Origin of the sequence: Veillonella sp. T11011-6, assembly GCF_002959755.1 — a bacterium.
Classification (GTDB): domain Bacteria; phylum Bacillota; class Negativicutes; order Veillonellales; family Veillonellaceae; genus Veillonella.
Window position 1 is genome coordinate 531984 of the sequence record NZ_PPCW01000001.1, and the last position, 25145, is coordinate 557128.

General features: G+C 38.9%; 27 protein-coding genes. 1 reads left to right on the top strand and 26 read right to left on the bottom strand.

The window, feature by feature from the left end:
* Positions 1-57: 57 nt before the first annotated feature.
* The 18 genes from eno to nth all read right to left on the bottom strand — a co-directional run bounded on the left by eno (position 58) and on the right by nth (position 17038).
* The gene (eno, locus tag VRHSUH10_RS02520) at positions 58-1341 is read right to left on the bottom strand and encodes a phosphopyruvate hydratase (RefSeq protein WP_105089317.1); all 1284 of its coding nucleotides are present in this window, start codon (positions 1339-1341) and stop codon (positions 58-60) included.
* A 122-nt stretch (positions 1342-1463) separates the two neighbouring features.
* On the bottom strand, positions 1464-2990 hold the full coding sequence (gene gpmI / locus VRHSUH10_RS02525; RefSeq protein ID WP_105089318.1) for a 2,3-bisphosphoglycerate-independent phosphoglycerate mutase: 1527 nt from the start codon (positions 2988-2990) through the stop codon (positions 1464-1466).
* Positions 2991-3003: 13 nt separating this feature from the next.
* The gene (gene tpiA, locus VRHSUH10_RS02530) at positions 3004-3774 is read right to left on the bottom strand and encodes a triose-phosphate isomerase (protein ID WP_105089319.1); all 771 of its coding nucleotides are present in this window, start codon (positions 3772-3774) and stop codon (positions 3004-3006) included.
* A gap of 1 nt (position 3775) precedes the next feature.
* Positions 3776-4954 (bottom strand): phosphoglycerate kinase, encoded by a 1179-nt coding sequence (gene pgk, locus VRHSUH10_RS02535; RefSeq protein WP_105089320.1) that lies wholly within the window; start codon positions 4952-4954, stop codon positions 3776-3778.
* A gap of 13 nt (positions 4955-4967) precedes the next feature.
* Complete coding sequence (gene gap, locus VRHSUH10_RS02540) at positions 4968-5978, bottom strand: type I glyceraldehyde-3-phosphate dehydrogenase (protein WP_005386278.1); 1011 nt, start codon at positions 5976-5978, stop codon at positions 4968-4970.
* 58 nt (positions 5979-6036) lie between these two features.
* Positions 6037-7062: a sugar-binding transcriptional regulator gene (locus VRHSUH10_RS02545; RefSeq protein ID WP_060924221.1), complete on the bottom strand. Its 1026-nt coding sequence runs from the start codon at positions 7060-7062 to the stop codon at positions 6037-6039.
* Between the two features lie 209 nt (positions 7063-7271).
* Entirely contained in the window at positions 7272-7898 is a 627-nt protein-coding gene (gene upp, locus VRHSUH10_RS02550; RefSeq protein ID WP_105089321.1) for a uracil phosphoribosyltransferase, read from the bottom strand.
* Between the two features lie 173 nt (positions 7899-8071).
* Entirely contained in the window at positions 8072-9304 is a 1233-nt protein-coding gene (glyA, locus tag VRHSUH10_RS02555) for a serine hydroxymethyltransferase (protein ID WP_105089322.1), read from the bottom strand.
* A gap of 45 nt (positions 9305-9349) precedes the next feature.
* Positions 9350-9787 (bottom strand): ribose 5-phosphate isomerase B, encoded by a 438-nt coding sequence (rpiB, locus tag VRHSUH10_RS02560; RefSeq protein ID WP_105089323.1) that lies wholly within the window; start codon positions 9785-9787, stop codon positions 9350-9352.
* An 11-nt stretch (positions 9788-9798) separates the two neighbouring features.
* Entirely contained in the window at positions 9799-10245 is a 447-nt protein-coding gene (locus VRHSUH10_RS02565) for a low molecular weight protein arginine phosphatase (protein WP_105089324.1), read from the bottom strand.
* Between the two features lie 112 nt (positions 10246-10357).
* Entirely contained in the window at positions 10358-11389 is a 1032-nt protein-coding gene (locus VRHSUH10_RS02570; protein ID WP_105089325.1) for an L-threonylcarbamoyladenylate synthase, read from the bottom strand.
* 1 nt (position 11390) lies between these two features.
* The gene (prmC, locus tag VRHSUH10_RS02575) at positions 11391-12260 is read right to left on the bottom strand and encodes a peptide chain release factor N(5)-glutamine methyltransferase (protein ID WP_105089326.1); all 870 of its coding nucleotides are present in this window, start codon (positions 12258-12260) and stop codon (positions 11391-11393) included.
* Complete coding sequence (prfA, locus tag VRHSUH10_RS02580) at positions 12253-13335, bottom strand: peptide chain release factor 1 (RefSeq protein ID WP_005386269.1); 1083 nt, start codon at positions 13333-13335, stop codon at positions 12253-12255. The genes prmC and prfA overlap by 8 nt, the downstream gene beginning before the upstream one ends.
* A 2-nt stretch (positions 13336-13337) precedes the next feature.
* Positions 13338-14243, bottom strand: coding sequence for a DUF1385 domain-containing protein (locus VRHSUH10_RS02585; RefSeq protein WP_105089327.1), 906 nt, complete (start codon positions 14241-14243; stop codon positions 13338-13340).
* A gap of 57 nt (positions 14244-14300) precedes the next feature.
* Positions 14301-14498 carry a 50S ribosomal protein L31 gene (rpmE, locus tag VRHSUH10_RS02590; RefSeq protein WP_004696185.1) on the bottom strand — a complete coding sequence of 66 codons (198 nt, stop codon included), beginning with the start codon at positions 14496-14498 and terminating at the stop codon, positions 14301-14303.
* A 79-nt stretch (positions 14499-14577) separates the two neighbouring features.
* Entirely contained in the window at positions 14578-14847 is a 270-nt protein-coding gene (locus VRHSUH10_RS02595) for a YdbC family protein (protein WP_005386267.1), read from the bottom strand.
* A 114-nt stretch (positions 14848-14961) separates the two neighbouring features.
* Complete coding sequence (locus VRHSUH10_RS02600) at positions 14962-16401, bottom strand: hypothetical protein (RefSeq protein ID WP_105089328.1); 1440 nt, start codon at positions 16399-16401, stop codon at positions 14962-14964.
* 1 nt (position 16402) lies between these two features.
* Complete coding sequence (gene nth / locus VRHSUH10_RS02605) at positions 16403-17038, bottom strand: endonuclease III (protein WP_005386264.1); 636 nt, start codon at positions 17036-17038, stop codon at positions 16403-16405.
* A gap of 123 nt (positions 17039-17161) precedes the next feature.
* On the opposite strand from nth, the gene VRHSUH10_RS02610 reads away from it, so the two are divergent.
* Positions 17162-17431, top strand: coding sequence for a DUF896 domain-containing protein (locus VRHSUH10_RS02610; protein WP_105089329.1), 270 nt, complete (start codon positions 17162-17164; stop codon positions 17429-17431).
* Between the two features lie 112 nt (positions 17432-17543).
* Here VRHSUH10_RS02610 and VRHSUH10_RS02615 read toward each other — a convergent pair whose 3' ends face one another.
* From VRHSUH10_RS02615 to murC, 8 genes are all read right to left on the bottom strand, one after another.
* A complete protein-coding gene (locus tag VRHSUH10_RS02615) occupies positions 17544-18791 on the bottom strand; it encodes an aminotransferase class I/II-fold pyridoxal phosphate-dependent enzyme (RefSeq protein WP_105089330.1) in 1248 nt (415 codons plus the stop codon).
* 260 nt (positions 18792-19051) lie between these two features.
* Entirely contained in the window at positions 19052-19621 is a 570-nt protein-coding gene (locus VRHSUH10_RS02620; protein ID WP_105089331.1) for an outer membrane beta-barrel protein, read from the bottom strand.
* 81 nt (positions 19622-19702) lie between these two features.
* Positions 19703-20743 (bottom strand): cell division protein FtsZ, encoded by a 1041-nt coding sequence (ftsZ, locus tag VRHSUH10_RS02625; RefSeq protein ID WP_105089332.1) that lies wholly within the window; start codon positions 20741-20743, stop codon positions 19703-19705.
* A gap of 138 nt (positions 20744-20881) precedes the next feature.
* On the bottom strand, positions 20882-21226 hold the full coding sequence (locus tag VRHSUH10_RS02630; protein WP_105089333.1) for a small basic family protein: 345 nt from the start codon (positions 21224-21226) through the stop codon (positions 20882-20884).
* Positions 21223-21918, bottom strand: a complete 696-nt coding sequence (locus VRHSUH10_RS02635) for a DUF881 domain-containing protein (RefSeq protein ID WP_005386244.1) — start codon at positions 21916-21918, stop codon at positions 21223-21225. The genes VRHSUH10_RS02630 and VRHSUH10_RS02635 overlap by 4 nt, the downstream gene beginning before the upstream one ends.
* Before the next feature lie 28 nt (positions 21919-21946).
* The gene (locus VRHSUH10_RS02640; protein ID WP_105089334.1) at positions 21947-22801 is read right to left on the bottom strand and encodes a cell division protein FtsQ/DivIB; all 855 of its coding nucleotides are present in this window, start codon (positions 22799-22801) and stop codon (positions 21947-21949) included.
* A gap of 27 nt (positions 22802-22828) precedes the next feature.
* Positions 22829-23761 (bottom strand): D-alanine--D-alanine ligase, encoded by a 933-nt coding sequence (locus VRHSUH10_RS02645; protein ID WP_105089335.1) that lies wholly within the window; start codon positions 23759-23761, stop codon positions 22829-22831.
* Positions 23758-25140, bottom strand: coding sequence for a UDP-N-acetylmuramate--L-alanine ligase (gene murC / locus VRHSUH10_RS02650; protein WP_105089336.1), 1383 nt, complete (start codon positions 25138-25140; stop codon positions 23758-23760). Before murC ends, VRHSUH10_RS02645 begins: the two co-directional genes overlap by 4 nt.
* Positions 25141-25145: the final 5 nt, after the last annotated feature.

Genomic DNA, 25145 nt, shown 5'->3' on the forward strand with positions numbered 1-25145 from the left:
ATACAAAAAAAGGCGCCCCGAAGGGCGCCCTTATTGGACTATTAGATATAACGTATCTTATTTTAAATTATAGAAAACGTCATTACCTTTATATTGAGCTGTTTCGTATAACATTTCTTCAATTCGAAGCAATTGGTTATATTTTGCTACACGTTCAGAACGAGCAGGTGCACCAGTCTTAATTTGACCAGCATTTACAGCTACTGCAATATCAGCGATAAATGTATCTTCTGTTTCACCAGAGCGGTGAGATACTACACATGTATAGCCAGCGCGTTTAGCAAGCTCCATAGCATCGAATGCTTCTGTTAAAGTACCGATTTGGTTAACTTTTACAAGAATGGAGTTACCTACACCAAGCTCAATACCGCGAGCCAAACGTTTTGTGTTAGTTACGAATAAATCATCACCAACAAGTTGTACGCGATCGCCAAGGCGTTCTGTCAACAATTTCCAGCCATCCCAATCTTCTTCAGCAAGACCATCTTCGATGGATACGATTGGGTATTTACCTACTAAGTATTCATAGAACTCTACCATTTCAGCAGCTGTTTTAACTTTGCCTTCACCAGCTAAATTGTATTTACCATCTTCATAGAATTCGGAAGATGCAGAGTCAAGAGCTAATTTGAAGTCTTTACCAGGTTCATAACCAGCCGCTTTAATAGCTTCACAAATGACTTCTAATGCTTCTTCGTTAGATGCTAAGTTTGGTGCAAAGCCACCTTCATCACCTACGGCAGTGCTAAGGCCTTTATCATGAAGTACAGATTTCAATGTATGATATACTTCTGCACAGCTACGAAGAGCTTCTGCGAAGGAAGTTGCGCCGACAGGCATGATCATAAATTCTTGAATGTCTACGTTATTATCTGCATGTGCGCCGCCGTTCAAGATGTTCATCATAGGAACTGGTAATTCTTTTGCGTTGAAACCGCCAAGGTATGCAAATAATGGCAAATCTAAAGATTCAGCTGCCGCACGAGCTACAGCCATGGAAACACCAAGAATTGCATTAGCACCAAGGTTAGATTTATTGTCTGTCCCATCTAATTTCAACATCAAGTTATCGATTGCTACTTGTTCAGTCGCATCATAACCAATAATGGCAGGACCGATTTTAGCATTTACATTGTCGATAGCTGTTAATACACCTTTACCAGAGTAACGGGATTTATCACCATCACGTAATTCTACAGCTTCAAACTTACCTGTAGAAGCGCCGGATGGAACCGCTGCTGTTGCAATAGTGCCATCTTCTAAACATACTTCAACTTCAACAGTTGGGTTACCGCGGGAATCTAAAATTTCTCTTGCAATGACTTGTTCAATTACTGCCATTTCTTCACCTCATAAAATCTAACGGAACGACTGTCATATGACAATCATTATATATTGAGCTAAACCATATAGGCTTATCACTCTAATTAACTATAAATATAGTGAAAGCTAAAATCTCTACATTATGCTTTTTTTACCAAACTATGACCAGTCATAGATTTTGGTTGATCTATGCCAGCCAAGTCTAATAATGTGGGAGCAATATCACATAATTTACCAGATTCTAATGTAGCCGATTTTAGAGTATCACTCATTAAAATTAACGGTACCAAGTTCGTTGTATGTGCTGTATGCACCTTACCTGTTTCATGGTTAACCATAAGCTCTGCATTACCATGGTCTGCGGTAATTAACAAGTGGCCATTCTTACTGCGTATAGCCTCTACGATACGACCTAAACAAGTATCTACTGCTTGCACTGCTTTGACAGCTGCTTCAAAGCTACCTGTATGACCGACCATATCTGGGTTTGCAAAGTTCAAGATAATCATGTCATATGTTTCATCTTGAATAGCTTGTACAACCTTATCAGTCACTTCATAAGCGCTCATCTCAGGTTGTAAATCATAGGTTGCCACTTGAGGTGATTTTACAAGGATGCGGTCCTCGCCTTCAAATGGTTCCTCTTTACCGCCGTTGAAGAAGTACGTTACATGGGCATATTTCTCTGTTTCAGCAATACGCAATTGACGATAGCCACCTACACTGAGTACTTCGCCTAATGTTTCTGACAAGATGTCTTTTTCGTACACAATATGAACTGGTAAGCCATCTTCATATTTGGTCATGGTCGCCATATACAAGGATAATGGTTCACGGTTAAAGCCATCAAATTCTGGCAATACTAAAGCTTTTGTAAGTTCACGCCCACGGTCTGGACGGAAGTTACAGAAGATAACAGCATCGCCATTCTTGATAGTTCCTTCAGAGTCAATCACTGTAGGAAGTACAAACTCATCAGCTGCATCCTTATCATAGGATTGTTGTACCGCTTCACAAGCTGATGCGGCGCTTTCACCTTGACCATGTACAATCGCATTGTAAGCAAGTTCCACACGGTCCCAACGATTATCTCGATCCATTGCATAGTAACGACCACTTACGGTGGCAATTTTACCACAGTTTAGTTCTGTCATGTATGCTTCTAAATCTTTGATATAACCTTGTGCACATTGAGGTGCTACATCACGACCATCGAGCAATGCATGTACGTATACATGTTCAATACCATTGTCATGAGCGCCTTTAATAACAGCCTTGATATGTTCTAAAGAACAATGCACATTGCCATCAGAAACTAGGCCAATAAGATGTAAGCTTTGTTTTTTGCCTACTTCATACAGTTCCTTTATAACAGGGCGATTATAGAACTCGCCAGACTCAACGTCTTTAGTAATACGAGTTAAATCTTGGTACACAATACGACCAGAGCCAAGGTTTAAATGACCAACCTCAGAATTCCCCATTTGGCCTTCTGGAAGGCCTACCGCTAGTCCTGATGCTTCTAATTTTGTATGTGGATACGTATCCCATAATTGATTAAAACAGTGTGGCTTCGCCTGTACTACAGCATTGGTTGTATCTGATTGATCTCCCATGCCAAAGCCATCTAAGATGACTAGCATTACAGGAGCCTTTAATTTAGCCATTTTTAACCTCATATTAAGCGCCTATTTGATTCGCCGCTTTAATAATATCTATAAATTCATCAACTACTAAAGATGCACCACCTACGAGTGCCCCATCAATATTAGGTTCTCCTAGGATTTCAAGAGCATTTTCAGATTTAACACTACCACCGTATTGGATGCGCACAGCATCAGCAGTCTCATCATCGTATAAAGAGCGTATGTAATCGCGAATTTCTTTACATACTTCTTCAGCTTGATCAGCAGTTGCCGTTTTTCCTGTACCGATAGCCCAAATTGGTTCGTACGCAACAATCAATTGTCTAACTTGTTCTTTAGGAACATCAACCAAAGCACCTTTAAGTTGAGACGTAATCCAGTCAAGAGTATGACCGGACTCACGTTGTTCTAAACTTTCACCAACACAGACAATAGGTGTCAAATTATGGTGGAATGCACTTTTAATTTTTGCATTTACAGTCTCATCTGTTTCACCATAATATTCACGGCGTTCAGAGTGACCGATAATAACATAATTAACGCCTACCTCTGTAAGCATAAGTGGTGAAATTTCACCAGTGAATGCACCAGCATCATGATAATCCATGGTTTGTGCGCCTACTGCAATAGCTGTATCACGTGTTAATGCTACAGCACGTTCAATAGCTGTAAAAGGCGGGCAAACAACTACATCACAGGATAATTCCATATCTTGTAACACGCTGTTAAACGCTTCGATCAGGATAGATCCAGACGCAATGGTGCCATTCATTTTCCAATTTCCTGCAATAATGGGTTTTCTCATATTATGCCTCAGACAATGCAGCAATACCTGGTAGGATTTTACCTTCTAAGAATTCCAAGGATGCGCCACCACCTGTAGAGATATGACTAATCTTATCTGCTAAGCCACTTTTTTCAATAGCCGCTACAGAGTCACCACCACCAACGATAGTCATCGCATCGGATTCAGCTACAGCTTTTGCTACTGCATTTGTACCAGCTGCAAAGTTTTCCATTTCAAATACGCCCATTGGACCATTCCAAATAATAGTCTTCATTGGCGCCAATGCTTCTACATATAGCTCACGTGTTTTAGGGCCGATATCTAGAACCATCCAACCATCTTCAATATTTTCAACGTCAACGATTTTAGTATTAGCATCGTTGCTGAAAGCATCAGCTACTACGGCATCGATTGGAGTCAATAATTTAGCCCCTGCTACACGTGCTTCCATAACAAGGTCTGTAGCGATAGCTTCTTGACCTTCTTCAAATAAGGAGCTACCGATGTTACAACCTTGTGCTTTAATAAAAGCATTAGCCATGCCGCCGCCGATGATCATGACATCAACTTTAGGTAATAAATTAGAAATTACAGAAATTTTATCTGTTACCTTAGCACCACCGATGATTGCTGCCATAGGTGTTTTAGGATGTACAACTGCTGCACTTAATGCTTCAATTTCTTTTTTGAGCAAGAAGCCTGCTGCCATAGGAATATAATCAGCAATACCAACTACAGATGCTGCATTACGGTGAGAAACACCAAACGCATCGTTGATAGCTACATCAGCAAGAGATGCTAATTGTTTAGCAAACTCAGGATCGTTTTTAGTTTCTTCATTGTGGTAACGCAAGTTTTCAAGCATCAATACTTCACCAGGTTGTAATGCTTTTACAGCTTCTTCAACCTTAGGTCCAATGCAGTCATCTACAAATGCTACTGGCTTATTGATAAGCTCAGATAAATGTTTTGCACATGGTGCTAAAGACATTTCCGGTTTGCGTTCCCCTTTTGGGCGACCAAAATGAGAAGCAAGAATAACCTTTGCTCCTTTTTCAATTAAATAATTGATAGTAGGCAATGCACTACGAATACGAGTGTCATCAGTGATGACACCGTCTTTCATAGGAACATTAAAATCAACACGAACAAATACTGTTTTGTTGTCTACTTGTAAATTATCGATTGTTTGTTTCATCAAAGCCTCCCGATTATAAGCCTTTGCTTGCTACGAATGCTGCCATATCGATAAGACGTTCAGAGTAACCCCATTCGTTATCATACCAAGAAACAACTTTTACCATGTTGCCATCCATAACCATTGTTAAATCAGCATCAACAATGGAGCTACGAGGATCAGAGCTGAAATCACAGGATACCAATGGTACATCGGATACACCAAGAATACCTTTTAATTCGCCAGCTGCTGCTTTGCGGAATGCTTCGTTGATTTCTTCTTTAGTAGCTGGTTTTTCAAGTTCACAAACAAGGTCTGTAGCAGATACGTCTGGAGTAGGAACACGCAATGCGAAACCATCTAATTTACCTTTTAATTGAGGCAATACTTTTGCAACCGCTTTTGCTGCACCAGTTGTTGTAGGAATAATAGACATTGCTGCTGCACGAGCACGACGAGGGTCTTTATGACGTGCATCAAGAATTTTTTGGTCATTTGTATAGGAATGAATTGTAGTCATCATACCGCGTTTGATACCGAATTCATCGCATAAAACTTTAGCAAATGGAGCCAAGCAGTTTGTTGTACAAGATGCATTAGAGATAATGTGATGTTTTGCAGGATCATACATATCTTGGTTAACGCCCATAACCATAGTTAAGTCTTCGTTTTTACCAGGTGCAGAAATCAATACTTTTTTTACAGTAGGTTGATTCAAATGAACTTTTGCTTCCTCTGCGTCACGGTATTTACCAGTACATTCCATAACGATTTCCACGCCTTCTTCAGACCAAGGCAATTTAGATGCATCGCGGTCATGGAATACACGGATTTTTTTACCGTCAACATAGATATTGTCATCATCAAATGTTACTTCATTAGGAATTGTGCCATGAACAGAGTCATATTTTAACAATAATGCAGTACCTTCATTATCGCCAGTAGCATTGATTGCTACAACTTCTACGTCAGGATTATTAATCGCTGCACGTACTACACATTTACCAATACGACCAAAACCGTTAATACCAACTTTTACTGCCATTGTTAGATCCTCCTAATAACAAAAATATTCTAACAAAATATTTAACTACCAACTTCATTTATAATGCTGAAATTTGTAACAATTGACGCATACCTTCTGCAGCTTGCTCATCGATGATTAGTATGCCTTTTTGACAAGCTCTCATAACACCAATAATGGCACTCGATTTATCTTGTCCACCAGCCACAGCAATCACATTGGGAATTTTTGCAACATCAGGAAGTGATAAACCAATATTATTAGTGGAATAAATCAACTTACCATCTATATCGCAATATTGACCAAGAGCTTCGCCAACAGCATGATTATCTACTAATTGCTTACGCACATCATCAGCTATATGGCGCTGATCCGCCATCCGCATAGCTGTACCAATACCAAATAAGAGTACGTCAGTCCTACTGATAAGATCACCAATTTCCTTAATTTGAGGTTCGCAAGTCATGAGCATATGCAATGAGTCTTGTGAAAGTCCATCAGGTAAATGGAGCATTTTATAGGTACCGCGAAGCCGTTCAGCAAGTACCGAAGCAATTACGTTAGCTTGATATTCTACAACCTCACCAACGCCACCACGGGCCGGTACAACAATAGGATTAAATGGTAATACAGGCATTTCCTCAGCTACTGCAGCCATTGTACTACCACCACTGATGGCAACTACAGAGTCCGGTTCTAATAATTCCTGTAATAACTTTGCTGCTGCAAAGCCTAGTTTTTTTACCATCAACGTTCCTTCTGTAGGAGTGATGATAACCCTATCGATATGAAGTGCTTCAGTCAATCGATGTTCTAGCTCGTTAATACGATCTAATTCATTTAAAAAATTTCGCAACTTTGGAACAATTGCATGTCCCTCATCAGTGAGAAAAATCCCTGGTTTATAAATGTCTACAAGACCATTAGCACGCATTAGCTCAATATGACTTCTTACGGTTCGCTCTGGAAGGTCCGTTGCAGTAGCTAATGTTCTACGGCCTATAGGCTCTTCATAAACTAGGTGGTTTAATATTTTGTATCGCTCCTTTAATACACTAACGATTTCAGGAACAATACGTTCACATATCATTAGAAACTCGTTCATCGGGTCCCTCCTTTACCCGTTGGGATTGTATGAATCGTTTTTCGTCCCATGTGAACAAAATTCGTCCCACCTAAAATAAAAAAATACTTTTACATTTGTATTGTATACCCTATGTAGATTTTATTCAAGACTTTATACGTAGAAAACGACATAATTTAGGGATTTTATACAACTTTGTACCTAAATTATGTCGTTTGTATATGTTTATTTTATTTTGTACCGAAGATACGGTCACCAGCATCGCCTAAACCAGGCAAAATGTAACCATGATCATTAAGTTTTTCATCAAGAGCCGCTACGTAAATAGGAACTTCAGGATGTTCCTTATTTACTGCTTCCACACCTTCAGGAGCCGCAACAAGACACATTAATTTAATGTTTTTAGCGCCTTTTTCTTTTAGCAAGGTAATAGCTGCTGCCGCACTACCACCAGTAGCGAGCATTGGGTCTGTTACGATGAAGTCGCGTTCACCTACGTCAGAAGGTAACTTGCAGTAATATTCTACTGGTTTTAATGTTTCTGGATCACGGTATAAGCCGATATGACCAACCTTTGCAGTTGGAATCAAGTTAAGCATACCATTTACCATACCTAAACCAGCACGAAGAATTGGAATAATGCCCAATTTTTTACCTGCAATACGTTTACCAGTCATTTTAGTTAAAGGTGTTTGAACCTCTACATCCTCTAATGGTAAGCTACGTGTAATTTCATAACCCATCAACATCGTAATTTCATCAAGTAATTGTCTGAAATCTTTAGAGCCTGTTTCTGCATCACGCATCAATGTAACTTTGTGTTGAATCAATGGATGTGTCATAACATTAACTTTCATGACTGTCCTCCTATAATACAATATACGTACCCTATTGGTATCCATATAACTTTCATATTTACTCTATCACAGATTCATAAATCATGCCATAAAAATATTAAAAGGGATGTGATAATACACATCCCTTTTATTGTATTTAAGCCTTATGTAAGTCTAATGGATTAATCCAAAGATTAGTACAATGGATACGCTTCACAAAGCGCTGCTACGCGTTTGCTTGCTTCTTCATGAACGGCTTTATCTTCAGGATTTTTAAGTACAGTTGCAATGATATCTGCAATTTCTTCCATATCTTTTACTTGTAAGCCACGTGTTGTAAGCGCTGGTGTACCAAGACGGATACCGCTTGTTACAAATGGGCTAGCAGGATCGAATGGAATTGTATTTTTATTACATGTAATACCTACTTCATCAAGTAAATGTTCTGCTTCTTTACCTGTTAAACCAGTATTGCGTACGTCTACAAGCATAACGTGAGTATCTGTACCACCAGAAACGATTGTTAAACCTTTTTCTTGCAATGCAGCAGCCAATGCTTTTGCATTATCGATAACTTGTTGTGCATATACTTTGAACTCTGGTTGTAATGCTTCACCAAATGCAACAGCTTTAGCAGCGATAACATGCATCAATGGGCCACCTTGAATACCAGGGAAGATTGCTTTATCGATTGCTTTAGCATATTTTTCTTTGCAAAGAATCATGCCACCACGAGGGCCACGCAATGTTTTATGAGTTGTAGTAGTAACGATATCAGCATATTCTACTGGGTTTGGATGTAAACCTGCTGCTACAAGACCAGCAAAGTGAGCCATATCTACCATGAAAATAGCATCAACTTCATGAGCTACATCAGCCATTTTTTTGAAGTCGATTTGACGGCTATAAGCACTACCACCAGCAATAATCAATTTAGGTTTAGCTTCTAATACGATTTTACGGAACTCATCATAATCAATTTGTTGAGTTTCTGCATCTACACCGTAGGGTACTACATTAAAATATGTACCAGATACGTTAACAGGAGAACCATGTGTTAAGTGACCACCATGGGATAAGTTCATACCCACAATAGTGTCGCCTGGTTGTAGTAATGCGAAATACACGCCAAAGTTTGCTTGAGAACCAGAGTGAGGTTGTACGTTTGCATGTTCTGCACCGAACAAGCGTTTTGCACGTTCAATAGCTAATGTTTCGATAACATCAACATTTTCACAACCGCCATAATAACGTTTACCAGGATACCCTTCTGCATATTTGTTAGTCAATACGCTACCTTGAGCTTCCATTACTGCTTGAGAAACAAAGTTTTCAGAAGCGATCATTTCTAATTTATCGCGTTGGCGTGCTAATTCTTGATTGATAACAGCTTGAATATTAGGGTCTTGTTTTTCTAAGAAACTCATGAGTATCCTCCTCGTGCAAAACGAATATATATAGGTAATGATGTATTACTTCTCTAGTGCTTTAATTTTCTCTACCCGGCGTGCATGACGACCACCTTCGAACTCTGTTTCCATGAAGATGGCTACAATATCGTTAGCTAAGCCAGGACCAATAACGCGTTCCCCCATTGTGAGAATATTAGCGTCATTATGTTCACGACATGCATGAGCAGAGAATGTATCATGACAAAGAGCAGCGCGAATACCTGCAATCTTATTTGCTGCAATACCGATACCAATACCAGTACCACAAATCAAAATACCTCGGTCTGCTTGACCAGATACAACTGCATTTGCTACAGGTACAGCAATGTCAGGATAATCGCAAGAATCAGCTGTATGACAGCCAAAATCCTCTACTTCATGTCCCAATGCATTTAATAATTCCTTAACGGATGCTTTTAAATTTAATCCGCCATGATCACAACCGATTGCAACTTTCATAATTTCATCTCCTACGCCTTCTGAGGCACTGAGCTAAGACCGGCCTCTACTAAGTGATAAATTTGTTCCGCACATTGATTATATACGGTTTGATCATATCCATATGGGTCCGTCACATCACCATCTTGACCACCCCACTCGGAAATCGTTTTGATTTTTCCTTCCTCAAACGGGAATTGGCGAAGTAGTACAGATTTGTGATCCTTCGTCATACCAATGATAAGATCTGCTGCATTCACGAGTTCCATCGTCAATGGTCTCGATTCATGATCAGAAATATCTGCAATGGAACGGATAGCTTCAACGGCTTGTTCAGTTGGCTTTGCTCCATAAGCGGCAAATAGACCAGCTGATACAGTCGTCACATCCTTATGTTGCTCCGCTGCAAGGGCCCGTGTAATACCTTCAGCCATAGGGCTACGGCAAGTATTACCGGTACACACAAATAAAATATTCATAATAACATCCTTACTTAATCACATTTTGTGATTACTTTATACATTATAGCAAATTCATCCAATATGTAAAGACATATTTCTATTATCAGTGGACATTTTTATGCTAGTAAATTTACTTATAAATGATATGGTGACTAGATGCCTTTTCCATACGATTCATAATAGCAACGCCAAAACCATCATCATTAACACCTTCTGCTAAGATTAAGGTAACATGATTTTCGTTAAAATGTAATAGGCTTTTGTAAAAGTCATGACCTAATGATAAGGCATCACCATGATGGCCAAAACAATGGCACATAAAGCGCATATCATCTTTAATCAGGTCATACGTTTCATGACTGACCAAACAACCTATAGGACCTTCTTTACCTTCTGAAAGCTTTTTAAAAGTGCATGCTATCCCCTCTGGACTACCTACAACAACTGTCATAGGTGCATCAGGCGCATAATGCGTATACTTCATACCAGGAGCCTTTGGCTTAGTGGTAGCATTAACTAGAGCAGTGTCATATTCAACCGTAGACACAACTGTTTCAAGTTGTGCTTTTGTAATTCCACCTGGTCTCAATATAATGACCTTATCATCATGTACTTCCACTACAGTTGATTCTACACCAATCGTACACGGACCAGCATCTAAAATATAGGAAATACGGCCATTCATATCATGGTAAACATCTTGTGCCGTTGTAGGACTTGGACGACCAGATATATTTGCACTAGGAGCCGCTATAGGTACACCAGCGCGTTCTAATAATGCACGGCATACCTTATGATCAGGGCACCGCAATGCCACGCGAGGTAATCCACCAGTAGCACGATCTGGCACTAAATCAGATTTAGGCAATGTAATCGTTAATGGCCCTGGCCAAAACGTATCCATTAATAGTTGTGCTGTATTTGAAACCGCTGTTACCAAAGGTTTTATACTTTCACTATTAGGAACATGCAAAATAAGGGGATTATCTGAAGGGCGACCTTTCGCAGCATAGATTTTATCCATTGCCTCTGGATCAAGGCCATTAGCACCGAGTCCATATACAGTTTCTGTAGGAATGGACACTAATTCACCATTACGCAATGTACTGGCAAGCATATTTAGTTCTTGTTCTGATGGATTTGTAATAATTTGAGTATCCATATTATCCCTCATATACTGCGGTTACAACACGGTTATTACCACCAAGATCAGCGATACACTGAATGTTGGAGTAATGACTAGCTTCTTTTAATAAAGACTTTACCTCTTCAGCTTGATCGTAACCTATTTCAAAGGCTATACGGCCTTGCGGTTTTAAATATGTGCCACATGTTTTAGCTAAAATACGATAGAATTCTAATCCATCTTCACCACCAAACAAGGCAATATGAGGCTCATTTAATACATCCTGAGACAATAATTTAGCATCTCCTGTACGGATATATGGTGGATTCGATACGATGATGTCAAACTTTTCAGCTTTACCATCTAAGGCAGAAAACATATCGGACTCTAATAATTGAACACGATTATTTAAGTTAAATCTTTCCCTATTCTCCTCAGCTACTGTTAAGGCATCCGTAGATATTTCAAGGCCTACACCACACGCATTCGGCAAATAGTGTAATAGACTGAGTAATATCGTACCAGGGCCTGTACATACATCAAGGATACGAACCTTACTATCTTTTGGGTACGCACCTAGTACATGCTCAATTAAGGTTTCCGTATCAGGTCGTGGAATCAACACCTTATCATTAACCTTAAAGGTCAATCCCATAAAGTCCTTTTCCCCAATTATGGCCGCTACACAATGACCCTTGGCCCGTTCTTGAACGAGAGGTCTAAAAGCATCGAGTTCCTCTTGAATAAGCGGTTGGTCATAATGAGTATATAGATAAATACGATCCTTGCCTAAAACGTGAGAAAGCAGTACTTCCCCATCAAGTCGAGGTGTATCCATCTCCTTGCTTTGAAAGTACTGCTCTGTCCACTGGAGAATACGACCGATTGTCCAAATCTCCTTATACATTTGTATTAGCCTCCTGCATTTTTGCCGCTTGGTCAGCAGCATTTAAGGCTTGAATGATTTCATCTAAATCGCCATTTAAAATAGCATCTAATTTATACAATGTTAAATTAATACGATGGTCTGTTACGCGGCCTTGAGGGTAGTTATAAGTACGAATACGTTCACTACGGTCACCAGTACCAACTTGGCTCTTACGGTCTGCTGCCATGCTAGAAATAGCCTCTTGTTCAGCTTGGTCTTGCAATTTAGCACGCAATACACGCATAGCTTTTTCACGGTTTTGTAATTGAGAACGTTGGTCTTGGCATGCCACAACAATACCAGAAGGTAAGTGTGTAATACGAACAGCAGACTCAGTTTTATTGATATGCTGACCGCCCGCACCACTAGCACGATATGTGTCGATTTTCAAGTCTTTTTCATTAACTTCAATATCAACATCTTCCATCTCTGGTAATACGGCTACTGTAACGGTAGATGTATGCACACGGCCCTGTGTTTCTGTAGCAGGTACACGTTGTACGCGATGTACACCAGATTCAAATTTCATCTTAGAGTATACATTTTCACCATCTACAGAGAAAATAACCTCTTTAAAGCCACCAAGTTCAGGTTCATTAGCATCGATAATTTCACAACGCCAGCCTTGGCTTTCCGCATATTTTGTGTACATACGGAACAAATCGCCTGCGAATAATGCTGCTTCATCGCCGCCGGCACCACCGCGAATTTCGATGATGATGTTTTTATCATCATTAGGGTCTTTAGGCAATAAAAGAATTTGCAATTTCTCTTCTAATTCCTCTTTTTGAGGTTTTAGCTCTTTCAATTCCTCTTGTGCCATTTCACGGAATTCTTCATCCATGGATTTATCTTCGATAACTTCCATAGCTTCATCAATACCAGCTAATACTTTTTTATAAGTACGGAATGTTTCCACTGTTTCAGATAATTGAGCATGTTGACGTGTTAATTTACGCCATTCATCTTGGCGCGCAATCACTTCAGGGTCACTGATGCGCTGCTCCAGGTCCATAAATTTATCTTCAATAACTTGTAATTTATCTACTAGCATGTTTATTCCTCTTCATAAGCATCACTCTCAGGAGGGCGAACCTCTTCAAGAGCACGTATAGCTACTTCAATTTGATCATCTTCTGGTTCACGTGTCGTCATGTATTGTAATGCAAGACCAGGTTTAATAAGAGCTTGCACAAAGGAATGCTCACTACGACCAGCAAGACGAATAACCTCGTACGCAATACCTGCCACTACTGGCATAAGAAGTACGCGGCTTACGATACGTTCTAACAAATTAGGCCACCCTAAAAAGGCAAATACAAAGATACTTACAACCATAACGATAAGTAAGAAATTTGTGCCACATCGCGGATGTAAGCGACTTTGTTTGCGAACGTTTTCTACAGTGAGAGGCAAGTCTAATTCATAAGTATGAATCGTTTTATGCTCTGCCCCATGATATTGGAAAACTCGTTGAATATCCTTTGTAAGTCCAATCCCCCAAATATAAAGTAGGAAAAGGACTAAACGAATGACACCTTCAATGAGATTTAATACAACATGATTATCCTGTACACCAGGAATAAATTTCACGATAAATGTAGGCAATGCTAAAAATACAGCTATCGCAAAGATGGTGGAAATAACCATAGTAATGGCAATTTCACTATTAGACATTTCTTCCTCTTCATCACCAGCGGCCTTAGCAGAGAAGGACAAGGCCTTCATGCCAATTACGAGGGATTCATAAAGAGCTACACAGCCCCGAAGAAATGGTTTTTTCAAAATTGGATATGTGTCAGCAATAGATTTTGTAGGCTCTTTTTGAACTACAATGGTTCCTGCTGGCTCTCGTACAGCTGTTGCTGTAACGCCAGGGCCCCTCATCATGACACCTTCGATAACAGCTTGTCCTCCGACAAACTTTTTAATACGTTCTGTGTTCACAAGAGCTCCTCTCATAAACAAATAGAGGCAGAGCTCATAGCCCTGCCCATAGATGCTACATTACATGACAAATTATTTGCCGTAACGTTTGTTAAATTGTTCAATACGACCACGAGCTTGAGCTGCGCGTTGTTGACCAGTGAAGAACGGATGGCATTTGGAGCAAACGTCTACACGAAGGTCTTCTTTTACAGAGCCAGTTTTGAATGTGTTGCCACAACCGCAAGTTACTGTAGCTTCTTTATAGTCTGGATGAATACCTTGTTTCATTCTATACACCTCTTTCCGACAATCAATATTATTCTTATAGATTATATCATGACACTTGTACAAATGCAAGTTGCCAATACTATTCCTTGGATGCTTGTTTTTCTTCAATAGACTCAGCTAGGATGGTCTCTAAGTCACTTTCATTAAGGATATCACGCAATGCGATGAGCTCCTCTAAAGAAAGGGTAATACCTTTCTTCATACTTGTATATTCACTATCCCAAGCGCGAAGGTCAAACTTAGGATTATATTTACCCCAGCTAGTACATGTTAATTGTTTTTTCCAACCGTCTTTATCTTCAGATAAAGTACCAATAACTTTGAAGATTTCAAAATTAATAACTGCCATGAGTCAGTCCTCCTTTCTTACACATCTGTGTAGTATGGTTCATACCTACTATATTTAGTAGTTCATATTTTTTAGGATACGATATATTTTAAACTAAATATGGGACTTTTACAATTAGTTTTTATAATCGCTATAGTCTTCAATATCAATAGATGTAGTAGGAGGCATTACTTGAGCACCTAATTCATCTACCGTAGATTTCCAATTTGTAGCTGCTTCTGTAACAGCCTTGATATAGGCTTCATCAGCAGCCTGTACAGATGAAATTAATTGAGCTTCATTATTAATATCTAATACGCGGCGACGCACGCTGCTAAGCATATAGCCGAAAGACTCATCTGTTTGAACGAGCATGGAAATCTCTTGAATCAATGTTTGACCCGTAGTACTACAGAAGTATGCATACCACATATATGCCAATTCAGCATCTGGGAACATCCAGTAAATATCCTCTGCTGGTGCCTCTGTAGTAATATCTACATCTACATGATCCGCGTAACGTTTGAATGTTAGGAAATAAGCGCCACTTTCCACAAGAGCATTACGTCCTAATGCAGAAACTCGGCTGTCGATACAGTAAATACCATCTTGACCTAAGGCTACATCAGTTTGACCGCCTGGCAACAAAATAGAGCGTAAAGACAAGCCATAATTTAATACTGTGAATACCGGTAATTGAGCAAATACGCCATGAGGCAATGGAATATAGTTAATTGTTTTCCACTCATCCCCTACGCGTTCACGAAGGCCAACGCGCATCTTTTTAACATCGTACTTACCATATACAATTTCGTAAGCCCCTAATGGAGTCCATTCACGAATAGCTTCTACACGCTTTTGATTCAAGAAGAATTGCAACGCCATATTATTTAAGCCCAATTGGTTTTGTGCCATTGTTGCAGGCAAGAATAATTGTGCAGTTCCTTCTGGAACAAGATTATGTAATCCATTTGCCACTTCTTCCACAATATCTTCAGAGGATTGGAACATGCCAACCGTACCTGTAAAGATATGGTCAAAATAGCTACGATGAGGCCACTGATTAATAATTTGTGCCATTGGATATAAACGTGTCAAAATGCTATAACACACAGGAGACGCCGTATAAAGAACGACTTTTTTATCTTCATAAGATTGAAGAATCTCTTCAACCATACCTGCATATTCTTCTACATAAGCATATAAAACGAGTTCTCCCGTTTTGCTATGAGCTTCAATACTTTCACGAACAGGAGTTTCCCAAATAGTACCTACATCTAGACCATCTAAAATGCCTGTATCGCTAATGAAATCAAATAATTCAACCCTAAAGGATGGACCATATAGAGCTTGGAATGTATTCAAACCATATGGAACAGGACCAAAAGATTCTACTGTGGATTTTTCTGCTAACGCATATAAATCATCTGCTGTTACGCCCCACTCACGGGAGCTAGCATTACTAGAAATCAATTGATCTAGTACTTTAAAACGCATTAACTCATTTACAATATCAATTCCCTCAATGCCATGAGTCGCACAAAGGGCAATAAATTCTTCGTTATTTACTTTCATATTAAACCTTTCCCGCCGAAGGGCATACATGATTTAAAAAACATTCTTCACATAAAGGCTTACGAGCCTTACATAATTTACGGCCATGATAAATCAACCAGTGATGAGCAGCAGCCCAATCCTCTTTAGGGATAGCCTTTTGCAACTTCTTCTCCATCTCTTCTGGAGTTTTAGCAATACCTAGTTTTAATCGATTAGCTACACGGAATACGTGGGTATCTACCGCAATGGCAGGTGTACCGAACAATACGGACACAACTACGTTAGCCGTTTTACGACCAACACCAGGTAATTCTACCAGTTGATCAAATTCACGTGGTACCTCACCATGATATTGTTCTACCAAGATTTGACAGGTAGCAATTAAGTTTTTCGCTTTAGACTTATAAAGACCGCAATCTTTAATAAGAGTTTCTAGTTTTGTAACCCCTATTTCAAGCATTTTAGCAGGATGATTTAATTCAGGGAACAATCGTTTCGTAACAATATTAACCCTTTCATCCGTACATTGTGCAGATAAAACAACGGCTACTAATAATTCAAATTCATTTGTATACTCAAGGGCAGGTTTTGCATCAAAATAATGCTCTTGCAATAATTTCAATTGCTCTGCCTTTATCGCTTTTGTTACACGCATACAGCTCTCCTTTCTCACTTGTGAAAGTACAGACGCGTACAACTTATATCTTACCATACGTATTCATTTAGTTCTATGTTATAATAAATCATGTTATTCTAATATAGAATACAGGAGGTCAATATGAGTAATATTAACGATACATTAAAGCGCATAAATGAACTAGCAGCAAAGAAAAAATCTGGACAACAACTCACACCAGAAGAATTAGCAGAAAAAAAAGAACTTTATGAAATCTACTTATCATTCATTCGAGGTCAAATCACAGATACATTAGATCGCGTTGAATTTGTAGATCCAGAAACCGGTGAACGAACAGCTCCTAAACGCGCTCTAGAAAATCTTGCGAAAGAAGCTGACCAAGACATTAAAGAACATAAAGATATTCATTAATATATAAAGCGTACGCATAAATGATAAGTCAATTATGCGTACGCTTTTCTATTACCCACAAAAAGTCCGCTTGATATATCAAGCGGACTTTAGTATTAGTAAAACTTATGTATTATAGCTTGCCAAGACGTTTCATAGCATTGTAAATTTTTTCAGCAAGGCCTGTCATTTGGAATTTAGGAATACCACATGCTGCAACGCGAATACCGTTAGCTAGAGCAATAACATAAATATGCTCTTTCTTCAATTCTTCACAGATAGCATTAGCAGAATCTGTAGGAATCGTAATGAAGAAGCCACCACGGTATGGTAACATAGGAAGACCTACTTGTGCTGCTTCTTGTTTAAAGATATCTGCACGATCGCGAATCAATTGATAATAGCAATTACGTTCATCTTCATAAGCTTTAAACTTAGCTGGATCAGCTACAATATTTGCCATTGTGCGCATCGCTGGACGGCAAATATTAGACCATGTAGCACGGCTTGTAGACTTATTAATTTCTAAGAATTCATCAGCAATTTCTTCGTCATCAGAAATACCAATCAAAGCCCCTACACGTTGACCATACATAGTGAAGCCTTTAGACAAGCTATAGCAAACACATGTAAGGATTTCTTTTGGCAAATGACTAAATTTACTAAAGAATGAACGAACCTCTTCTTTTTCACCAGAATAATCAAGGTAAGCCACATCAATACCGATGATCACATTATTACGACCAATAGCAACGAGTTCTTTTAAGAAGTTAAGAATGGATTCCCAGTCTTTATCCTCAATTGAGTAGCCTGTTGGGTTATTACCAGGTGTATTAAACAAAATTACCACATTTGTTTGTTTAGCAGCTAATTCATTTACACGATTTTGGAACGCTTCATGGTTAAAGTTATTATGTTCATCAAATAAAGAATACGTAACAAGTGTACGACCTACATCACTGCAAATTACGCGATAGGCACCCCAGTACCAATCAGCAGTCAATACTTCATCACCAGGTTCTGTGTAGTTATGAACTAAATGATGAATACCGCCAGTACCACCTGCAGTAGCAATACTACAGATATGACCTTCTGGACGAGATTGTCCAAAGCATTCTTTCTCTGCAGCAGCAAGGAACTCAGGTACACCTGCGATCGGTGCATAGCCAATATGTTCAGAGTCAGGAAGACTTAAATATTCATCTTTAACGGTTTTAAGGAATACTAATTTACCATCTTCATCATGAATCGCACCTAATGTACCGTTAACAACGTTCTCACGACCATTTTCTTTAGCATCAGCTTGGGCTTGGCCAGCAGTTACAAAGATTACATCTTTAAGTTTTTTCCCTTTTGCATGCTTTGCAGCAACACTTGTCATAACTTACACCATCCTATCTAAAATGAATTATTACATATTTATCATACCTAAACTTATTTAATTATACAATGAGTATTTAGAAAATATATTGTATACATAAGAAATAATACTGATTATAAGCTGATTTATTATAAAATTAAGGTATATAGGATATATACAATATCCTATACAAAATAAATTTATAAATAACATCCCTACAGATATCTATTTTTATAAACGTATAAAAAAAGACCACTCATTAGAGTGGTCTTTAGTTATCCTTAGAAGGAGTAGCCTACACCAGCGTGTAAACCTTTTGCAGTTTTATCGTTGTTATTTACGCTATATTTATCATAGCCATAGTATACGTTCAAGTCTACATCAGGGCGAACTTCATATTGAGCACCTACTTGGTAAGTTTGCTTAATATCATTACCCCAACCAGCTTTAGCAAAGCCGTTAACTTTTTCTGTCAATGGTACATGACCAATAACACCTGCTTGGAAACCTAATTCAGTATCATTTGTACGAATTGCAGTACCAGCACCATATACGTTTACATTTGGATGCACTTTATAAACCAATGCTAATTGATGATCTTTAATGTCGCCATTTTTTGCATTCAATTTATCATAGGAATATTGTACAGCTGTTTTATCGGAAAGGTCGTGTTGCAAAGAAACACCGAAACCATCGTTGCTATTGCCGCCACCTTTAGATACATGTTGTTTAAATGCATAATCAGCTTGTACTTTAGTGGAACCATCGCTAATTTTTGTTACAGGTGCTGCTGCGAATGCGCTACCTGCCACAACTGTAGCTGCTAGAGTTAATAATACTAATTTCTTCATTTGTACCTCCTATGCACATATCTCAAGATATGTCTTACTAAGTTACTTATTTACGAATGTTTTGATTATACACTCTATAAATTAGCGTTTCATGAATACAGGGATATCAGGGATACCGCTGTTTGTTGTTGTAGTGGATGCTGGACGAGATGTTGTAGTTGTTTTACCGAATTCTGGTACGCTTTTAGCGTTATTGCCAAAACCAGTTGCTACAACCGTAACTTGAACTTTATCGCCTAAGCTTTCATCGATAACAGAACCGAAGATGATATTTGCATCAGGATCTGCTGCATCAGAAATAATTTGAGCTGCTTCATTCACTTCAAAAATACCCAAATCGGAGCTACCAGAAATGTTAAGCAAGATGCCTTTAGCACCATCAATAGCAGTTTCCAATAATGGGCTATTGATAGCCATTTTAGCAGCGTCTGCAGCACGGTTTTCACCTGTACCTTCACCAATACCCATCAATGCTTCGCCTTGATTAGTCATGATAGTTTTAACGTCTGCAAAGTCAAGGTTGATTAAACCAGGAATTTGGATCAAATCAGAAATACCTTTGATACCTTGACGAAGAACTTCATCAGCTTTACTGAATGCATCAGATACGGAACATTTTTTATCTACTACTTGTAACAATTTATCATTAGGAATAACGATGATTGTATCAACTTTTTGAGTCAAGAACTCAATGCCTTTTTCTGCTGCAGCACGACGACGTTTGCCTTCGAATGCGAAAGGTTTAGTTACAACGCCTACTGTTAATGCACCAACTTCTTTAGCACATTCAGCTACGATTGGAGCAGCACCAGTACCAGTACCACCGCCCATACCAGCAGTTACGAATACCATATCAGCACCTTCAAGGGCTTTAGTAATTTCTTCACGGCTTTCTTGAGCTGCTTCTTCACCGATTTGTGGGTTGGCGCCTGCGCCAAGACCTTTAGTAACTTTTTCACCGATTTGAATTGTTACATCCGCTTTAGACAATTCAAGCACTTGGTTTTCTGTATTAACAGCTAAAAATTGAACACCTTTAATTTGGTTATCAACCATACGATTAACAGCGTTATTACCGCCGCCACCAACACCGATAACTTTAATATTTGCAAAATCAGACATTGAACTTCCTCCTCTTATCGTTATCTATCGTATCAATATACGTCCCAATGTATCGATTTATATACTGACTATCTTATAACAATTACATTTATTTTACACTAAAATTTAAAAACTTTCCACTATATAGAATGTGATTTATTAGAACCGCTTAGTCATAATTATCTTGCGTATAGCGCCTACATTAATAAATACACGCAACCCAAACCCAATGAGGGCCACATAGTAAAGATTAATACCTATTAAATCACCAACATATACAAGAATAACAGCTAACACCATATTTGAAAAGAACCCAATTACAAAGTTACTGAGATCAAAGGTTCTTTCCAATGCCGCTCGACTACCGCCAAACACTGCATCTAATGCCGCCAGAACAGCTACTGATGTATAGTTCGAGTAACTAATAGGGATATGAAGTGGTGCTATCCATCCTAAGGTAGCCCCTATGATTAGGCCAATGATGGCGAAGATATAGATGTTCATTCTTTACCTCCTAACTCATTAGGCTTCATATGTTCTTCTCTAAAGGTACCTGTGAAAGCAGGAATCGCTACATCCTCTTCTTGCTTTATAGTTACCTTTATTCCCCAATGTTTGAGCGAATCCACTACACCACCGCGCATAGTTAACGCCGAATTTAATGTCTTTGGATCTCCAATGGCTTTCACCGTAAAGGGAGCGCCAAAGACCTTACCATTTACAGTGATAGTTGGTCCTGAACATCGTATTTCAGACGTTCCTATAAGGCGTTGATCATTAATAGCTATTGCTTCAGCCCCACCAGCACGTAATTCATTGACAATCCTAAGAATATCTTCATCATGAATTACATACAAATTAGGATTTTCACCACTTTGCACAGGCTTTAAGCTATCTTCAATCAAAACGCTAACACCTGGACCTTTAACATTTGTTAAAGCCGCTTTCATCATGAGCTGTTCATCAGCTTTACCGTCGCCATTAGCACCAGATTTTTTTAGTGATTCAATTTGCTTTAATAAAGCATCCCGTTCACTCTGGGCCTCTCGCAATTGTACTGCTAAATCACCAGCCCGTTGTAAGCGAATATTTTCTTCTATATTATCTTGAGTCATCTTATATTGGGTTACAACCATAAACCCCAATATACAGCTGACTATGGCAATTGCCCACCGTTCGTGTCTCACGACAATCATCTACCTTTTATTTTCAACATGACCTAATTTATCTTGTTTTCGTCTCATCTTTCTTAGTAGATGAATTTTCTGTAGTCGGTGCTCCATTTTGATGTTTTTTGCCTTCTGGCATCACATCGGTTTTAATGTACGGTGACGAAACATTTACATCGATATACTGTACATTACCATGAGTCTTTTTAATATCTTGTAACATCGACTGAGTTAGCTCTGCTTTTTTAGCTAAGTCTTTGCCATCTCCCAGTCGAATCTGTACACCTGAAACAGTATATGCCATTATTGCATCAGGATCTCCAATATTAACCTCCGCAATATTCTTGAATGTCTCCTCATCAAGTGAGTTCAAATATTCAAGAGCAGCCAATATGGGCTTATCTACCACCGTATCTCCTAAAAGTATATTTCCAGCTTTCACACCAGAAATCATAGGTACAGATGTATCTTGAATAGCAGGCTCAGATGCAATCACTTGACCTTTACCATCAAGGGTCAAGTATCCAAATTGAGCTGGTACAACGGCAACAGCCTTGCGTTCTACTACATTTACCACCATTGTAAGTGGCAACTGATAGCTGATTTGAGCCTCTTCGACACGTAAGTCTTTCGACAATCTAGTTTTTAATTTTTCTGTACTAATTTGCAATATATTAACAGGTTCATGGATATCACCTGCTACCATTACATCTTGTACAGTTACCTTATCCGATCCAGTAACTTTTAAGGATCCAAAAGGAATAGGTAGTGTAAACAACCCCACCAACACGAGAGTAACTGCACCACCGATTTTTAACACTCGTTTTCTAAATACAGCCCGTTCATCACGAACAGGTGTAGAAGACTGCATCTCCCCAGAGTTGGATGGATGGTTTTGCTTATCATCCATAGTTAACTCCTTATCTTCTATTAGCCCTTAAAATTTCCCTATACTAGCTGTTAATAGAATTTTTTCACATAATGTTGGGAAGTCGATTCCCATTTCTTTAGCTGCTTTTGGTACTAAAGACGTTGCTGTCATACCAGGCACAGTGTTATATTCAAGAACATACATCTTATCGGCATGATCTGTCATAACATCAACACGAATAACCCCACTGCCTTGTACTTCGCGATATACAAGTTCCCCAATGCGTTGCATTTCAGCAGTCATGTCTTCACTAATAGGTGCTGGCACTAAATACTCTGTAGCACCTACCGTATACTTACTCATGTAGTCATATTCACCAGAATGTGGACGAATTTCAATAACAGACAAAGCTTTGCCATCTAAAACAGATACGGTAAATTCACGACCATCAAGGAATTGTTCTACCACGAGAATAGGGTCATATTTAAGAGCTTCCGTTACAGCCTCTTCTAACTGAGCTTCATCGCGAACGATAGTAACCCCAATACTAGAACCTTGAGTGGCAGATTTCACAACTACTGGAATTGTAAAATCTTTACGGATGTGTTCAATAATAGCCTCTGCAGATTCAAGATTACCATTGAAGGACTCGGAAGCCGCCGTAGGAATATTGGCACCTTTAAACACATCTTTACTTACTTTTTTATTCATCCCTACTGCATGAGCCATAATACCGGACCCAGTGTATGGAATTTCAGCCATTTCTAATAAGCCTTGTAATGCACCGTCTTCACCATAACGGCCGTGAATGGCATTAAATACGACTTCACCACCGAGGGCTTCAATATCTTTTAAAACAGTACGTGGATTAAGTTCTAATGTTTGGGCATTATAACCTTTGCTTTCAAGTGCTTCCGCAATAGCCGCACCAGTACGACGAGATACTTCAGCCTCTTTGGAAGGACCACCCATCAATACGATTATTTTTTTATCTTTCATTGTAAGCCTTCCTCCAATATAGCTAATAATTTTGGTCCATATTGATTAATAGAACCTGCACCCATGGTGATAACCAAGTCATTAGGTCTCACTACTTTTGATAATACTTCAGGCAAATCATCAACAGACTGTACATAATGTACATCTTGACCTGTGGCCGCTTTAATAGCATTTGGAATTGTATTGCCATCAATACCAGGGATTGGATCTTCACCAGAGCTATAAATATCTGTCATATATACTTCATCAGCGCTTGTGAAAGCAGTAGCAAATTCGTCTTTTAGCAAGCTAGTACGAGTAAAACGATGTGGTTGGAATACACAGATAACACGATGTTTTTCTAACTCTTTTGCGGCTTTCAACGTAGCTTTAATCTCTGTAGGATGATGAGCATAGTCATCAACAACCCACACACCTGCTACATGGCCTTTCGTTTCAAAACGGCGTTTTGCACCGATAAATTTACCTAAGCCCTTAGTAATGATACGTGTTTCTACACCACAGCAATCATGAGCCACAATAAAGGCAGCCAAGGAATTCAATACATTATGTTCACCAGGAACACGCAAGCGAATACGCTCAATATTTACACCCTTATGATATACATCATAAACCAATGTAGAGTCTACATAATGAATATTTTTAGCTACATAATCATTATTATCGCTTAAGCCATATGTAATGAAGTTACGATTTACACGACTCATAACGTAGCGGATATTTTCATTATCACCACATACGATTGCTTTGCCAGATTCTGGTAAGGTTTCAACAAACTCACAGAATGCATTTAGCAAATTATCCATTGTTTTGTAATGATCCATATGATCATCTTCAATATTAGTAATAACAATTGTGTGTGGACGTAGTTTCAAGAAAGACCCATCACTCTCATCTGCTTCTACTACAGAGAAATGGCCTTTACCAAGGCAACTACTGCCTTTTAAATAATCTACTTCACCGCCAATAATAACTGTTGGATCGGCATCTGCTTCTACTAAAATTTGACCAATCATCGAAGTAGTAGAAGTTTTACCGTGTGCGCCAGCTACTGCAATGCCATCTGTTACGTCTAACACAGCTTTTACAATATCGGAACGGTGCAAAATTGTAATGCCTTGAGCTTTAGCAGCTACAATTTCAGGATTATCTTCGCGAATAGCAGTAGAACGAACTACAGCATCAACGCCATTTACATACTCTTTATTATGACCAATATGAACAGTAGCGCCCATATTTCTGAACTTTTCAATAACTGCAGATTCAGTTACATCTGAACCAGATACATCATAACCTTTTTGAATTAAAATATTCGCTATAGCACGCATGCCAGATCCACCTATACCAATAAGATGAATCTTATGAATACCGTCTAACATAAAAC

Coding starts and splice junctions, on each gene's coding strand:
- eno (WP_105089317.1), bottom strand. CDS start 1,341: ATGGCAGTAATTGAACAAGTCATTGCAAGAGAAATTTTAGATTCCCGC.
- glyA (WP_105089322.1), bottom strand. CDS start 9,304: ATGAGTTTCTTAGAAAAACAAGACCCTAATATTCAAGCTGTTATCAAT.
- gap (WP_005386278.1), bottom strand. CDS start 5,978: ATGGCAGTAAAAGTTGGTATTAACGGTTTTGGTCGTATTGGTAAATGT.
- VRHSUH10_RS02645 (WP_105089335.1), bottom strand. CDS start 23,761: ATGAAAGATAAAAAAATAATCGTATTGATGGGTGGTCCTTCCAAAGAG.
- tpiA (WP_105089319.1), bottom strand. CDS start 3,774: ATGAGAAAACCCATTATTGCAGGAAATTGGAAAATGAATGGCACCATT.
- VRHSUH10_RS02615 (WP_105089330.1), bottom strand. CDS start 18,791: ATGACAAGTGTTGCTGCAAAGCATGCAAAAGGGAAAAAACTTAAAGAT.
- murC (WP_105089336.1), bottom strand. CDS start 25,140: ATGTTAGACGGTATTCATAAGATTCATCTTATTGGTATAGGTGGATCT.
- gpmI (WP_105089318.1), bottom strand. CDS start 2,990: ATGGCTAAATTAAAGGCTCCTGTAATGCTAGTCATCTTAGATGGCTTT.
- upp (WP_105089321.1), bottom strand. CDS start 7,898: ATGAAAGTTAATGTTATGACACATCCATTGATTCAACACAAAGTTACA.
- VRHSUH10_RS02565 (WP_105089324.1), bottom strand. CDS start 10,245: ATGAATATTTTATTTGTGTGTACCGGTAATACTTGCCGTAGCCCTATG.
- VRHSUH10_RS02640 (WP_105089334.1), bottom strand. CDS start 22,801: ATGGATGATAAGCAAAACCATCCATCCAACTCTGGGGAGATGCAGTCT.
- VRHSUH10_RS02620 (WP_105089331.1), bottom strand. CDS start 19,621: ATGAAGAAATTAGTATTATTAACTCTAGCAGCTACAGTTGTGGCAGGT.
- prmC (WP_105089326.1), bottom strand. CDS start 12,260: ATGTATAAGGAGATTTGGACAATCGGTCGTATTCTCCAGTGGACAGAG.
- pgk (WP_105089320.1), bottom strand. CDS start 4,954: ATGAAACAAACAATCGATAATTTACAAGTAGACAACAAAACAGTATTT.
- VRHSUH10_RS02570 (WP_105089325.1), bottom strand. CDS start 11,389: ATGGATACTCAAATTATTACAAATCCATCAGAACAAGAACTAAATATG.
- VRHSUH10_RS02635 (WP_005386244.1), bottom strand. CDS start 21,918: ATGATTGTCGTGAGACACGAACGGTGGGCAATTGCCATAGTCAGCTGT.
- VRHSUH10_RS02585 (WP_105089327.1), bottom strand. CDS start 14,243: ATGAGAGGAGCTCTTGTGAACACAGAACGTATTAAAAAGTTTGTCGGA.
- VRHSUH10_RS02610 (WP_105089329.1), top strand. CDS start 17,162: ATGAGTAATATTAACGATACATTAAAGCGCATAAATGAACTAGCAGCA.
- rpiB (WP_105089323.1), bottom strand. CDS start 9,787: ATGAAAGTTGCAATCGGTTGTGATCATGGCGGATTAAATTTAAAAGCA.
- VRHSUH10_RS02595 (WP_005386267.1), bottom strand. CDS start 14,847: ATGGCAGTTATTAATTTTGAAATCTTCAAAGTTATTGGTACTTTATCT.
- prfA (WP_005386269.1), bottom strand. CDS start 13,335: ATGCTAGTAGATAAATTACAAGTTATTGAAGATAAATTTATGGACCTG.
- nth (WP_005386264.1), bottom strand. CDS start 17,038: ATGCGTGTAACAAAAGCGATAAAGGCAGAGCAATTGAAATTATTGCAA.
- VRHSUH10_RS02630 (WP_105089333.1), bottom strand. CDS start 21,226: ATGAACATCTATATCTTCGCCATCATTGGCCTAATCATAGGGGCTACC.
- VRHSUH10_RS02600 (WP_105089328.1), bottom strand. CDS start 16,401: ATGAAAGTAAATAACGAAGAATTTATTGCCCTTTGTGCGACTCATGGC.
- ftsZ (WP_105089332.1), bottom strand. CDS start 20,743: ATGTCTGATTTTGCAAATATTAAAGTTATCGGTGTTGGTGGCGGCGGT.
- rpmE (WP_004696185.1), bottom strand. CDS start 14,498: ATGAAACAAGGTATTCATCCAGACTATAAAGAAGCTACAGTAACTTGC.
- VRHSUH10_RS02545 (WP_060924221.1), bottom strand. CDS start 7,062: ATGAACGAGTTTCTAATGATATGTGAACGTATTGTTCCTGAAATCGTT.